Source organism: Chloroflexus sp., assembly GCF_056331925.1.
Window position 1 is genome coordinate 37,252 of sequence record NZ_JBWGQH010000014.1, and the last position, 13,466, is coordinate 50,717.

General features: G+C 48.5%; 12 protein-coding genes. 4 read left to right on the plus strand and 8 right to left on the minus strand.

The features are described from left to right. Positions 1-5 precede the first annotated feature (5 nt). From AC01ZF_RS08920 to hpf, 3 genes are all read left to right on the plus strand, one after another. Entirely contained in the window at positions 6-914 is a 909-nt protein-coding gene (locus AC01ZF_RS08920; RefSeq protein WP_424676732.1) for an MBL fold metallo-hydrolase, read from the plus strand. After that, entirely contained in the window at positions 911-1,753 is an 843-nt protein-coding gene (locus AC01ZF_RS08925) for an MBL fold metallo-hydrolase (RefSeq protein ID WP_424676733.1), read from the plus strand. The genes AC01ZF_RS08920 and AC01ZF_RS08925 overlap by 4 nt, the downstream gene beginning before the upstream one ends. Positions 1,754-2,050: 297 nt before the next feature. Then, the gene (gene hpf / locus AC01ZF_RS08930) at positions 2,051-2,644 is read left to right on the plus strand and encodes a ribosome hibernation-promoting factor, HPF/YfiA family (protein WP_424676734.1); all 594 of its coding nucleotides are present in this window, start codon (positions 2,051-2,053) and stop codon (positions 2,642-2,644) included. A gap of 105 nt (positions 2,645-2,749) precedes the next feature. Here the strand turns inward: hpf and AC01ZF_RS08935 are convergent, their stop codons facing one another. The 8 genes from AC01ZF_RS08935 to AC01ZF_RS08970 form a co-directional block, all read right to left on the minus strand. Continuing rightward, on the minus strand, positions 2,750-3,130 hold the full coding sequence (locus tag AC01ZF_RS08935; protein ID WP_424676735.1) for a DUF4190 domain-containing protein: 381 nt from the start codon (positions 3,128-3,130) through the stop codon (positions 2,750-2,752). Positions 3,131-3,157: 27 nt separating this feature from the next. Beyond that, on the minus strand, positions 3,158-3,976 hold the full coding sequence (gene trpC / locus AC01ZF_RS08940; protein WP_424676736.1) for an indole-3-glycerol phosphate synthase TrpC: 819 nt from the start codon (positions 3,974-3,976) through the stop codon (positions 3,158-3,160). 70 nt (positions 3,977-4,046) lie between these two features. Further along, positions 4,047-4,637: a carboxypeptidase-like regulatory domain-containing protein gene (locus tag AC01ZF_RS08945; RefSeq protein ID WP_424676737.1), complete on the minus strand. Its 591-nt coding sequence runs from the start codon at positions 4,635-4,637 to the stop codon at positions 4,047-4,049. Positions 4,638-4,762: 125 nt separating this feature from the next. Next, positions 4,763-6,124: a hypothetical protein gene (locus AC01ZF_RS08950; RefSeq protein ID WP_428132112.1), complete on the minus strand. Its 1,362-nt coding sequence runs from the start codon at positions 6,122-6,124 to the stop codon at positions 4,763-4,765. 201 nt (positions 6,125-6,325) lie between these two features. Then, positions 6,326-7,294: a hypothetical protein gene (locus tag AC01ZF_RS08955; protein WP_424676739.1), complete on the minus strand. Its 969-nt coding sequence runs from the start codon at positions 7,292-7,294 to the stop codon at positions 6,326-6,328. Continuing rightward, positions 7,273-8,226, minus strand: coding sequence for a class I SAM-dependent methyltransferase (locus AC01ZF_RS08960; RefSeq protein ID WP_424676740.1), 954 nt, complete (start codon positions 8,224-8,226; stop codon positions 7,273-7,275). Before AC01ZF_RS08960 ends, AC01ZF_RS08955 begins: the two co-directional genes overlap by 22 nt. A gap of 25 nt (positions 8,227-8,251) precedes the next feature. Then, positions 8,252-10,420 carry a glycosyltransferase gene (locus AC01ZF_RS08965; protein WP_428132115.1) on the minus strand — a complete coding sequence of 723 codons (2,169 nt, stop codon included), beginning with the start codon at positions 10,418-10,420 and terminating at the stop codon, positions 8,252-8,254. Between the two features lie 190 nt (positions 10,421-10,610). Then, positions 10,611-12,128: a YifB family Mg chelatase-like AAA ATPase gene (locus AC01ZF_RS08970; RefSeq protein WP_424677589.1), complete on the minus strand. Its 1,518-nt coding sequence runs from the start codon at positions 12,126-12,128 to the stop codon at positions 10,611-10,613. Between the two features lie 218 nt (positions 12,129-12,346). Here AC01ZF_RS08970 and AC01ZF_RS08975 point away from each other — a divergent pair, with 218 nt between their 5' ends. Next, on the plus strand, positions 12,347-13,051 hold the full coding sequence (locus AC01ZF_RS08975; RefSeq protein WP_476575299.1) for a hypothetical protein: 705 nt from the start codon (positions 12,347-12,349) through the stop codon (positions 13,049-13,051). Positions 13,052-13,466 lie beyond the last annotated feature (415 nt).

The following is a 13,466-nucleotide window of genomic DNA, read 5'->3' on the forward strand; positions in this document are numbered from 1 at the left end:
CATCGATGAGAGTTCGGATTTGGGGCACTCGTGGATCATATCCGGTTGCCCATGCTCACATGCTACGGTACGGAGGGAATACAACATGCGTCGAGGTTGAGGCTGAAGAGCGCCGTATTATCCTCGACGCCGGTACCGGTTTACGCCTACTCGGTGCGTCCCTTCAGCAGCAACATACAACATTGCATCATATTGATCTCTTGATAACGCACACCCATTGGGATCATATCATAGGTTTTCCTTTTTTTGCGCCTCTCTTCGATCCCAATCTGAAACTCGATATCTACGGCCTCGCCCGTACTCAATCGAGTTTGCGAACGACACTGGCCGGTGCGTTGAGCGACCCGCTGTTGCCGCTCACTATGGATGATCTGCGGGCACAGATTAACTTTTTCGAGATCGGTGCCGGTCATTGTTTTGAATTGGGTCCGGTACAGGTGCGAACGGCGCTTGCCAATCACCCGTACCGCGCACTCGCGTATCGGCTAGAGACGCCGGACGGTGTGCTCACCTTCATCCCCGATACCGGCCCGTTTCATACCGTCCTGTTTGGCGAAGAGCGCATTGAGTGGACCGGTCAGCCTACAGCGCGGAGTCAGAGTGATCTACGGGCATTGGCGGCGATGAAAGCAGCGATTATTGAATTGGCTTACGAGTCTGATTGGCTGATCTATGATGCGCAATTCACCGATGCCCAGTATGCCCGCTTTCCCCATTGGGGCCACAGCAGCGCTTCCCAAGCCCGTGAAATCGCCGAAGAAGCACGGGTGCGCCAGTTGATATTGTTTCATCACGATCCCCACCGGACAGATGAGGAACTCGACCGCATCGTAGCCGAACAGCAGGCGATGGCAGCACCGGGGTTGTTGGTAACGGCAGCATTTGAGGGAATGGAATTACGGAGGTCGCGATGAAGGTGCGTTTCTGGGGAGTACGTGGCTTTGTCCCGACTCCCCACGAGGCGATGTTGCGTTACGGTGGTAATACGTGCTGTACGGCCGTAACCGGTGACTGTGGTGAATTGATCGTCCTTGATACCGGTACCGGTTTCTGTATGTTGGGCGATGAATTGATGCAGGGGGAGTTCGGGCGTGGCCGTGGTACGCTGACCCTTTTGATTAGCCATACCTATTGGGATCACATCCTTGGTCTTCCTTTCCCCGGTGTCGTCCACATTCCCGGTAATCGCCTCGATATCTACGGCCCTGACAGCACCCGTGGCTCGTTACAGATGGTCTACGATGGTATGCTCTCACCGGTCTATTCACCGGTTTACGGTTTGGCCCATATTGGTGCCACTCATCGCTTTACAACTATCTCGACCGAGCCGTTTACCATTGGGCGACTGACAGTACGCGCTTTACCACTCTCACGTCATTCGCATTCTCCGATCTGGGCCTACCGCTTGGAAGAGGATTCCCGTGTGCTGGTATACATAACTGATGTGCGCTACAACGAAGATAGGATTCGGGAACAGGCCATCGCCTTTGCCCGCAATGCTCATGTCCTGATCCACAGCGCACCATACTTGCGTGATGAGCTGGTCGAAGACTATGGCCATAGCCGGATTGAAGACGCGATTGAGGTTGCCCAACAAGCCGGTGTCGAGCGATTGTTCATTTTTCACCATGCCCCGACCCGAACCGACGATGAACTCGATGCCATTGCTGCCCGCTTTCGTGCTCAGTTGGCAGCGCAGGGTAGTTCGTTGTCCTTTGCGATTGCGGCGGAGGGGATGGAACTGCTGGTGTGACAGCGACCGTTGCACTATTCAATTACTACGCATGGTGAACAGTTTCTTACTCTGCGCATCTTGCACGACGGGTAGGGGCGTAGTAGAATACAGGCAAAGCTTTTCAGTTATGCTACCGAAGTGGAGCATTAGGTTCGGGAGTAATGTACTATGACCCTGTTGTTTGGTCAAGCTGCTCCACAACCCGTTACCTTTTGAGAAATAGCTCGGTCTTCACCGCGCTGATGGTAAAGGCCGGGCTGTTTTTTTATCGCCGGTCACTCAACGATGAGTGGCGTCAGCGGATGGAGGAAACCGATGGAGTTTACCATCAAGAGCCGAAACGGCAAAATCTCAGATCGCCAGCGTGCGCATATCGAGGAGAAGCTCTCCAAGCTTGGGCGTTATCTGAACGGCATTACCAGTATCACCGTCGAAGTACAACACGAACACCAGCGTAATGTCGGTGAAGTCTATCGAGTGCAGACGACGCTGGTGGCCGAGCATGGCGTCATCCTACGCGCTGAAGAGCGTGCCGCCGACCTCTATGCCGCAATCGATGAAGTGCAGGAGGTATTGCAGCGCCAAATTCAGCGCTACAAAGACAAATATTGGCGGCGAAGCCGCGAATTGCGGCGCGCGACTAATGGGTTAACTCCGGCTGAAGAAGTGGCGATTACCGAAGCTGAAGCCGAAACGATGACGGCTCCGGCTGAAACCGAACCGGTCGCGAAGGTCATTCGAACGAAGACGTTCCGGCTGCGTCCAATGTTCGTTGATGATGCAATCGAGCAAATGGAGTTACTCGGCCACAACTTCTTCGTCTTTCAAGATGCCGAGACAATGCAGATTAGTGTGTTATATCGCCGGCGTGATGGCAACTACGGCGTAATTGTGCCAGAAGTCGGATAGTATTGTCGTGGGTAGCGTTATCCTGCCGCAGAACTCGATGACCGCGTTCTACGGCAGGATTGTTGTATGTCACGTTATGAGATGTAAGATGGGATCTCGATCTTGTTAGCTGGCAACCATCGCTATAGCCACACAGAGCGCTACCAGCGTCAGCGCGATGTGCGCATATCCCAATCCCAGCCCCAGCATAGCCAGACCGTTCCCGACCACTGTGCCATTGCTACGCTTAATCGCCCCTTGTCCGAGATGTCCACACACGATGGCCGGTACCGCCAGTAAGAGGGGGATGAAAAACAGAATCCAGGTCGTGATCCCGAAGATCAAGCTGGCAATTGCCAACCGGCTATTATGGGTTGGCGTGAGGTTGATGGTGGTATTAAGTACCGGTGCAGGCGTTCGGTCGGCTACTCCCAGGGCCTGACCGCATACCGGACAAAACCGCTCGTTACCGGTAAGGACATGACCGCAAATCGGGCACTGTCGCACGGTCAATACTCCTTTTCTCGCAAATCACTACGTGGATGAGGTTGCGAGCGCCCGCACCTGTGCGCCGATATCACCTGCTGTCACCAATGCCTCGCCGACTAGGATGGCATCGGCGCCATAGCTACGCACTTCGGCAACGTGCTCTGGCGTAAAGATACCGCTTTCACTCACCAGTAATGGGCGGTGCGGTGGAGGTGGTAAAGCGTCGGCAATCATCTTCGTCGTGGTGCGGTCGGTGACAAACCGATGCAGATCGCGGTTATTCACGCCGATGATCGGGGGTTGGAGCGATAACGCACGTTCAAGTTCGGCGATAGTATGCACCTCGATCAGCGCATGCATTCCCAACTCGTAGGTAAGAACAAACAAATCGCGGAGGAGCGCATCGTCAAGCGCAGCGACGATCAGTAACAACGCATCGGCGCCGTAGGCACGTGCTTCGTAGACTTGGTACGGATCGATAATAAAATCCTTACGCAGCAGTGGGGTACCGACCTTCTGTACTTCAGGGAGCTTGCGGATGCCGGCTAGATACAGCAAACTGCCTTGAAAGAAGCGCCGGTCGGTGAGCACCGAAATCGCGGCAGCACCATTCGCCACGTAAGTGCGGGCGAGCGACAGATGATCGAAATCGGTGAGCAATACCCCCCGACTCGGCGATGCTTTCTTGACCTCGGCAATCAGTGCGGTACTCGGTGTGCGACGGAGGGCTGCCGCAAAATCGCGCACTGGTGGCGCTCGATGAACCTTCTCGCGCAATTCTACCAGAGGGATTTTCGCTTGCTGTCGGCGGACCTCAAGCTGTTTATGGGCCACAATCTGTTCAAGGATGGATGGTTCAGGCATAGCGTTGGTTGGGTAGAATTATGGGTGATCACATTTTTAGAGAGGTCTCCGCGTTTCTTATTTACTAGAGCTACGGTCTGCGAATACGGATCTGACCTAGTTCGGTAATTTCACCGTTACGTACTTCAACACGAATCGCCGATCCCGGCTCACCATTAGGCGCGGGAATGAGAAAGTTAGTAGCCGGTGTCCAGATTGCGAGTGAATAAACACCCGCCGGTACGTCTCGGATAACGAAATTGCCTTGATTATCAGTAGCACCCTTTTGTGAATCGAGTGAGAAGGAGATAACCGGTCCGGTCGTATTATCGGTAATCGTGGCTAAGAATACAAAAAGCTGCGCAATTGGTTTACCCTCAGTATCAAGCAGCACGCCGCGGATTGCACCCTTGGTACTATCAACAACAATGGGTGGGGTGGGTTCTGGAGTTGAAGCAGAAACTGTTGCTTCAAGTACTGGATACGGGCTGGCTGACATTATAGGTTCAGCATTTGGTACAGGATAGACAGAAGATGTATTGGGAACATTTGGCGTTATTACCGGATATCCTTGTGATGATGCGTTTGACGAGTCGACAACTGTTGGTGTAGCTTGAGGAGTTGTAGTCGAGCAAGCACTTAACACAATCAGTATGACAGTTAGTAATAAACGATACATCATGTGAAACCTTCCAACACAAGCAGAAATAGGACCGTAACAAATACAGCCCTCGCACGAAGAAGTACAATACAACTTGTCAAGGAGCAAGGATGAAATAATTCTCATCCTTGCTCCGCATCGTAAAGCTATGGTTGTTTGATGAGAGCGTTGTATGCGTATAGTTGATCCTGTGTTGCACCAACGTTCTGGTTGCTTTGATTGATCACACAAATGATATCCTGATCCGAAGTGATTTCAGCGGAGCCGATAAAGCCGTTTGGCAGTGAATTATCAAATTGCTGCAGCATAGCAAATGATTGATTCACCGCTAGGCCGGAAACCTTCTGTTGTGGCAGTAGAGTTACCGGACCACCACCAGCTTCACCGTTGAAGGCAACTGAAATATTGGCCGGTCCGTTACCAATATTCTGGCAAGTGATGGAGCTCTGGAAGCCGTAGTAATTCTTCATTACAATGGGTGCTACCCAGGATTTAGAACCACTGGAAAAACCCTCGTAGGTTGTTGCTAGTCTGCTACCGCTGCGTGACTCGTTCACTGTGACGATGATGGGTTCGTTAGTACTTGTCACAACTGCGCTGTAGGTCGAGTTGGAGGGGGGCAGTAGATTGAAATCGAGAAAAGTATGTGAAGCCCCACTGCTCAAGGTGACAGTATGGGTATCGCCATTTGAATATTGTATTGTTACGGATGTCGGACCTGTACCGACATTCTGAACGCTGGTTGCAGTGTTATATCCATAGTAGTTGCTCATAACGAGAGGAACGTAAGCAGTTTTTGAACCTCCGCTAAATGCAGTATACGCATAGAGCTGTTGATCATATGGACCCTTCCCGTAGATTTGTACGATGGCGGCTAACGGTTGGGAGCCTTCGATTACCGCCGAATAGATCTTATTATTAGAGAACACGACACGATTTTCATGGGTCACAGTACTTGAACCATTTGGCATAAGAGCGATTGTCTCACTCGTTATTTCAGTCGATCCGTCATAGTATTTGATTGTTACGTTGTTGTTAGAAGCAGAGGCATTCATGATGCGAAACGACGTATAGTAATTGTAATAATTATCGTACACACCGGGAACGTATAGTTTGTTTGCTGGTGATGATACACCAACGAATGTATCGCCAGAATCGCTATCCGAGTAATTAACAACTGCTGCTACCGGCTGATCGCAGCTAATAATAGCTGAAAAGACACCTGACGGGAACGAAGGTACACTAGGTGTATACACATATGCACTTTTTCCGGGGTTAATGGAAGGTAAAGGGCTATTGAAGCTTTGACCCCCTGAAGTATTATATACGGAGTATGTACATGTAGCATTACTACTACCGAGGTTTTGAACACGGAATGCAGTAGAAAAAGGCCCGCCAGGTACACCACTATCTGGATTTGGCTGCGCCAGTACTAAGTTGTTTGGCGCAATTGCCACGCTGACTATTAAAGCTAGTACCGCCAGAATGATCCACCGTGATTGCAACATAAGAAACCTCCTAACCTAAATAACAGACGAAACGTTACGGGCACATTGTAAAGGGTGCCGAGGAAAACGTCTATACCAACTTTGGGTGTAGCGTTGTAAAGTCAAGTGGTATTGCGCCATAATCCTAGTGGAGTTAAGGTTTTGCCGACGAATAATTCAAACGGGTTATTGACATTATATAAGTCATTTTGCTGCGGTATTTTATTCAGCGGCATAAGGTGTGTCTGATCTAGGTTCATTCGTCGAACGGTGCCGCATTAAAAGCAGTATAGCAGAGGTAATCAAGCTCGAAGACATATCGCTCAGATTGTAGATTATTCTGATTATAAACACAACTATCACAACTTGGGGAAGATCCATAAAGCGATTGAGGAGTGCTCCGAGAGCAAGATCTCTAAGCAAAGCACTTATTGGCAGAAATTGCAAGACTAGACCGGCCAAACCGCTCATAGTACTTAATAGAACAGTATCTTTTAAGGTCAGAGGTGTCACACTTAGCGGGGCTGCCAGTAGATACAAAATGGTTGCACCTAGTAACCATGCCGTTGAATAGCCACACCAATACCAGATTAATTGCCAAGATGAGCGTAGATGATAACATTCCGGCCTACGAACTATAAGCAGTTTGAAAAAGAGCCAAGAAAGAATAAGACTAAGTAACACTGTTAAGCTCTGCCATATCGGCGACGATAGACTCACAACGATAATAATGCTCGTACCTGACATCGTTAGTAGCACTAATTCGGCAATGCTGACCCATAATACAGTAGTTTTAGAAAGATGAAGCGCACGATATACAGTAACACGTCCCAACCATTTCCACCAACCGCCCGGTAAGCGCCCCATTAAATAAGTCTGCATGAAGTCATCGAAGCCTTGATACCAGTTCTGCTGGCGATATCCTATCATGTTGATCCAGATCGTTGCTTGAATAACTAGTGATGTTATATACAAAAGCAAACAAGTAACGAACTTCTGTATTGATAATGAATTCCAGACTACAGGAATTATCTGTCGGTTTTGGTAAAAAATAATTCCTGTCAATCCTAGAAAAAATAAATTGACAATAGCTCTAACTATTATATTCGTTGATGGTTTTTTTAGAATTGCAGAGATATGCTCGATAATGTTGTGAATATTTATTGATGTCATGTTTTTTGTAATGCCCAAACTTTAATACTTGCCAGTCCAGTCCGCTCTGTTATATACTGAAGAGGGAAGAATAGTAGCCTCCCAATTGGTGAAGTGTATATTTTTTGAAGTATGGATAAGGCTATTTGTTTGCTTCCGCTCAGATCTTGTTGTAGAAATGATAGCGAATGACCGAGCAATGCGTAAGTACCGAGGAAACATTTATGCTGGCGCACAGTAAAACCAGTTTGTTTAACCAATTCAAAAAGTGTAATACTCGGTAAGACAAATAAATGTCGTGGCAAGTCCCAACCACACCAATATTTGCCAAATATTACTCTACTCAGACTCTCATAATTTGGCACTGCAATGATTGCAATTCCATTAGGTTTGAGTGAATGATAGACCTTCTGGATGACTAATTTGGGATCGGATAAATGTTCAAACACATTCCACATTGTAACTACATCAAATGTACAGTCGGATAGCGACACTTGCTCTACTAATGAATTAATTACCGGTATCCCAAATCGCTGTCTGACATAATTTGCGGCAGTTGTTGTTGGTTCTATGCCGTGCAGTTGCCATCGGCCACTCATCTGCATTTCTTCTAGAAACGCACCTGTACCACAGCCAATGTCAAGCAACACTCCATTTTGGGTAAATTGTTCAACGAAATGACGCATTTTCAAAGTATATCGCCGTCGAAGCCAACGGCGGATACGTGATGGTTCATCAGCTAATGCGGAAATGTAGGAGTCATAATCTCCTTGATAATACTTTTGTAATTCATCCCACGGCAATTTCGGCCATTGATAGAATGTACCACAGTAGGAGCAACGCACAATTTGAAATACACCGGGCAAACGCATCAGACGGTCAGGTCCACTAAATACTGGAATTGCACCAGTGTGGTTGCATATTTTGCAGATAGCCTCTGGTATGAAGGATGTAGAGTGGGGGATTGTCATAGTGACACATCCAAATATATAACATTTATGGATATGACATTCGATCCTTGGGTAGAGGTACGTCTACTAGTTGTTTTGTTTGACCACTACGTATACCTTGTAAGAATGAAGGTAACGATTTCAAACGACGTTTGAAGATAAATTCGCGTAAGGCAAAGTAACCTAGATAAAATATTTGCGGAAGCGGAAATGACTGCCTATGTCTACGGAAGAAAATAACACTACTTTCACCATGAGTTCGCCAAAATTGCTCAGACGCAGGGTTTGTTGTTTGTGAGACCTTATGCCACATCTTAGCTTGTGGAACTTGTAGAATGCGTAGTCCAGCTCTACGTACTCGTTGTGAAAAATCTAGGTCATCCCAGAGAAAGCGAAAGCTTTCATCAAACAAACCGGCTTTTTCAAGAGCATGTCGAGTTATCAGGAAACCACAACTAATCGCAAACTGAAGATCATGGTATGTGTTATAAATTTTACGCTCCATTACAATGGCTGGTGGAAAAGCACGATAACGTGCTCCTGCCGACCAGACCTGTTGTGGATTGTGATAATAGTAAACGATAGGCATTAGAATTCCGGCATTTGGTTCGCGGGCGGCTTGTACGAGATGTGTTATGATAAGGGGATCGACCGTTGTGTCGTTGTTGAGGATAAAGATATATTCTGCACCATTATCAAGTGCATAGTGAATTCCGACGTTATACCCCGCCGCTACACCGAGGTTGTAGTGGTTTTCTATTACTTTTACGTTTGGAAACTGTTTTCTTACCAGATCTGGTGTGTTATCGCTCGATCCGTTATCAACCAGTATAATATTGTATGAAGGGTAGTCTAATGATTGTAGTGAACGTAAGCACTCTTCAGTGTCATGATAATTGTTTAGGGTTAAAATTACAATCCAAACAGGTGGTTCTTTATTGGTGGATTGGATTGTAATGGGCTGTGTTGTTGTTATTTGCTGTGCCATTTGATATGCCTGATCTAGTAGATCATCGACCTCATAATGAGTGAATTGTGCTGATCTACCTAAAATGTGTATATTCGGGTAATGTTGCAATACTTGTTGGAACCGTTGTACTTCATTAATATAGCCCCGACTATATCGTGGATATGCAAATGGTTCACGTATCACATGTGTGTCAATTACCTCATGTGGTTGGATCAACCTGCTCTGTACTAAATCATTTACTACTCGTTCAATGATGTTTGGTGCTTCAATAGTTACCTCTGCACATACTACTGTTGTATGTGGTGGTGTTTGATAGTTGCTCATATTTTTAAATTCAACAAGACGATTGATAGTTGATGAACTATCCATGAAATATAACCAGTGATTGTTGCTCATTAAAGGTTTGTTAAGCAATAAATAGACTGCGTCAACTTTTTGGTAGTTTATTTTGATCTCTTCTCCTAATAATTGAGCTGTGACTGTTAATGGTAATGTGGATATAATGTGTTGTGCGTATAATTCGTACTCTTGATTGTAGTGACGATACGTTATGCCTTGTACTTGCCCGTTTTGATCACGGATAAAACTAGTGACTTGTGCGTTTAGAATTACTTGGTCTTGTATTTTTTGGTATAATCCATTAACAATTGCGCCATAACCTCCACTTATTGGATAGTAAAATCGGCGAAACTTTGTCCTAGTTGAGTTCTTTAGTCGATCAAGTGGTGAAGATAGTCTAACTTTCCAAATGGCCCATTCAACTGCAATGTCTTGACCAGAGAGTGAGAAGAGTCGTTCGGTGTAACAGCGAAAGAAAATATCGTATAGTGCATGACCATACCGCTTCGCCACATATTGTTCGAATGAATGGTCTGGTAATGTTTTGTCTCTTCTGAGGTAATCTTGTACGATGTGCCATCTTTCATACATTGATAGGTGTGAGAATAACTCGATAATATCTATCGGATCGCGTAACCAGCGTTGCTTAAAAAAAATACGACTACGCCGGTAGTGTTCAATCATTGGAGTGAGAGATCGTACACAATCAAGCACTTCTTGATCATGTGCATAAAAACGATGTGCAGCAAAGTCACACCAGAAATCATTCCAGCGGAAGCTTCGGGCAAGTCCGCCGTAATATGGATTTTTTTCTAAGACTATCGATGGAATACCACGCTGGGCTAAGAAATAGGACATACTTAATCCTGCTATACCAGCACCTAAAATAACGATAGGTTTTCGCATGTAGCACCTTATTAACAGATTTTTGTATAACTTGTTACCGTTTTTGATTGTGTCCAATAGTTAAGTAGCATGGATTTTCCTAGAGTTGCTACTGCTGATCCTGAGTATAGCAGAATTGGTGATATTCGGCAAATTCTTATCCTCCATGACTGTTCCTGTCAGCATTCTTGGTTAGTTCCTATTGCCATATTCACTCCCCCTGCCGTGGTCGGTACTGGATGGCTTCGGCAACGTGGACGGCAGCGATCTGGTTGGCGCCGGCCAGATCGGCGATGGTGCGGGCGAGTCGTAAAATGCGGTGGTAACTGCGCGCAGAAAGATTGAGCCGCTGGACCGCCGATTTGAGGAGAGATTGGCCGGCGTTGTCTAGGGTGCAAAAGACGCGAATTTCGGCCGGGCCGAGATCGGCATTACTGCAACAGTGCGGGTGCTGGCGGAGGCGTTCGGTTTGGCGGTTGCGGGCCAAGATGACCCGTTCACGCACGGCGGCTGAGGTTTCGCCGGGTGCGAGGCTGCTGAGTTTGTCGTATTTGATCCGTGGAGCCTCGATGTGGATGTCGATGCGATCGAGGAGTGGCCCGCTGATCCGCCGTTGATAGCGGTTGACGAGGGTTGGGGAGCAAGTGCAGGTTCGCTCGGGATCGCCGTGCCAGCCGCACGGGCATGGGTTTTGTGCCGCAACGAGCATGAAGGCTGCCGGGTAGGTGATACTGCCCTGCGCCCGACTCAGCGTGACGATGCGGTCTTCGAGCGGTTGCCGCAGTACTTCTAACCGGTGACCGAATTCGGGTAGCTCGTCGAGAAACAAGATGCCGCGGTGGGCGAGGGTAATCATGCCCGGTTTGACCCGCGTGCCACCACCAACGAGTCCTGCGGTGGAAACGGTGTGATGCGGTGCGCAGAAGGGGCGTTCCCGAATGAGCGGTGTGTCGCGTGGGAGTTGCCCGGCGACACTGTAGATCTTGGTGACTTCGAGTGCCTCCGCAAAACTGAGCGGCGGTAAGATGGAGTGTAGCGCACGCGCGAGCATCGTCTTGCCTGCCCCCGGCGGACCACTCATCAGGACGTTGTGGCCTCCAGCAGCGGCAATTTCTAACGCCCGTTTCACGTGCTCTTGTCCACGCACGTCGGCAAAATCGACATGTGGCGTTGGGACGATAGGGGTAAAACCCATCTGCCCTTGATAGGGTCGTATCGGATGCTCACCATTGAGATGGTCGATTAATTCACGGAGTGAGGTCAGCGGGATAATTCGGAGACCGTCAATTAATGCTGCCTCAGCCGCGTCTTCGGCGGGGAGATACATCGTCGTGATGCCGTGGGCACGGGCCACTGCCGCCATTGGGAGAATGCCGTCGGTGTGGCGAAGGCTACCGTCAAGGCTGAGTTCACCGACAAACACTGCATCGGCAAGGTTGGTATCGAGTTGACCGGTAGCGATCAGCAAGCCGAGCGCGATCGGCAGATCATACGCCGGTCCGGCTTTGCGTAGGTCGGCAGGTGCGAGATTGGCGGTAATACGCTGCATCGGAAAGCGCATACCACTATTTCGTACTGCAGAACGTACTCGTTCGCGGCTTTCGTGTACCGCAGCGTCGCCTAGCCCGACGACACTGAAAGCGGGCATGCCACCGGCGACATCAACCTCTACGTCAACCAGCACGCCGTCTAGTCCGATAACGGCACAACTCAACACCTTGGCCAGCATGATTGCTCCTTCCGCGATAACTTGTCAGTACATTGCTGGGAGCAGAACACTGCTGTGCGCTCCTATCTGACCGTTCTACATAGTTATACCGTTTGAGATCGCTAAAAGATGCGCGCAAGTTTTAGTTTCCGAGTTTTGAATCTGTAACTTGTCAGAATGTATGATATGCAATATAATGAACTCACGTGACAAGCAAGAGCAAACGCGGGAGGCTTGCGATGGAGATGGAATATTCGCTGGCACTGGCGCTGGAGGATTACCTCCCGGTGATTTTTTCGCTGATCGGGGTATGGTTTCTTGCCCGCACTGTATACCAAGTCGATCGTGGATTGGGGATGATGGTGTTTACCGGTCTTGGTCTCTTGGCAGTCGGTGGTTTGCTCAAGGCGACGTGGAAACTGTTGATGGCGCTCAATGGCACCGATGTTCCCTTGTTTAGCCAAGCACTCTTCCCCATGATTGCTCCCGGTTTTACCCTGATTGCCATCGCCGTATATAGTTATACGCGACAGTTGCGTGGTCAATCTGCTATCCGTTGGCCATGGCTCGTTTCGCTTATCATCATTGCATTGTTTGGGGGTGGATCGGCGATTATCGCGGCCAATGGCGGGCCATGGCGGGTGCCGCTCATTATGCTGGCAACTATTGGTAACGTAGCCTTCTTGCTGATACTGGCAATTGGTGCGTGGCGACGTAATATGCGTGGGTTGGCAGTCGGATTTGTAGTGGTGGTGCTGGTTATTATCGGGATGTCGCAGATGGCGAATAACGTTCCACAGACGATTGCCGTTCAGTGGTTTGAGCAGATTGCGCAGACGTTGGCTCAACTCGCTTTTTGCCTCGGGACATGGCAGTTGACGCAGCGGATGGCGCAAGAGGCACCGGTGCGGCGATTGGTGGTACGTGTTGGTCAGGCTGGTTGATCGGCCCGGTATTCACAACGCAGCAAGTCAATACGCTCTGATATGGAACCAAGAGGCGCGGTCGACCGCGCCTCTTGTACGTTGGTACGCCATTGAGGTTAGGTCATTACTTTAACAGAGAAACAACGGTGAAGAATATCTAAATCACTACATAGTCTAGGTTGGTATTGCGAACTAATGTACTAATTTTGCCGTCATACATTTGATAACGAGTCTTTTTGCGATGTTGCGCGGTATTATAAATGACAGTTTCTTCATTGAAGTGATCAGGAGACAATCATGTCATTACTTCTATCACTCATCCGTCTGATTCCCCGCCCTTCGGCATCAGCTCCGCCTCCACCACCGCCAGATCAACCACCTCACTCCGACCATCCAAATACTGAAGCTGACGAACCGCTAGACCCAGCAAATC

What these genes read in the sequence shown, in the direction of transcription:
- trpC (WP_424676736.1), bottom strand. Translation starts at nt 3,976, where the DNA reads ATGCCTGAACCATCCATCCTTGAACAGATTGTGGCCCATAAACAGCTT.
- AC01ZF_RS08965 (WP_428132115.1), bottom strand. Translation starts at nt 10,420, where the DNA reads ATGCGAAAACCTATCGTTATTTTAGGTGCTGGTATAGCAGGATTAAGT.
- AC01ZF_RS08945 (WP_424676737.1), bottom strand. Translation starts at nt 4,637, where the DNA reads ATGATGTATCGTTTATTACTAACTGTCATACTGATTGTGTTAAGTGCT.
- AC01ZF_RS08960 (WP_424676740.1), bottom strand. Translation starts at nt 8,226, where the DNA reads ATGACAATCCCCCACTCTACATCCTTCATACCAGAGGCTATCTGCAAA.
- AC01ZF_RS08950 (WP_428132112.1), bottom strand. Translation starts at nt 6,124, where the DNA reads ATGTTGCAATCACGGTGGATCATTCTGGCGGTACTAGCTTTAATAGTC.
- AC01ZF_RS08920 (WP_424676732.1), top strand. Translation starts at nt 6, where the DNA reads ATGAGAGTTCGGATTTGGGGCACTCGTGGATCATATCCGGTTGCCCAT.
- AC01ZF_RS08970 (WP_424677589.1), bottom strand. Translation starts at nt 12,128, where the DNA reads ATGCTGGCCAAGGTGTTGAGTTGTGCCGTTATCGGACTAGACGGCGTG.
- AC01ZF_RS08975 (WP_476575299.1), top strand. Translation starts at nt 12,347, where the DNA reads ATGGAGATGGAATATTCGCTGGCACTGGCGCTGGAGGATTACCTCCCG.
- hpf (WP_424676734.1), top strand. Translation starts at nt 2,051, where the DNA reads ATGGAGTTTACCATCAAGAGCCGAAACGGCAAAATCTCAGATCGCCAG.
- AC01ZF_RS08925 (WP_424676733.1), top strand. Translation starts at nt 911, where the DNA reads ATGAAGGTGCGTTTCTGGGGAGTACGTGGCTTTGTCCCGACTCCCCAC.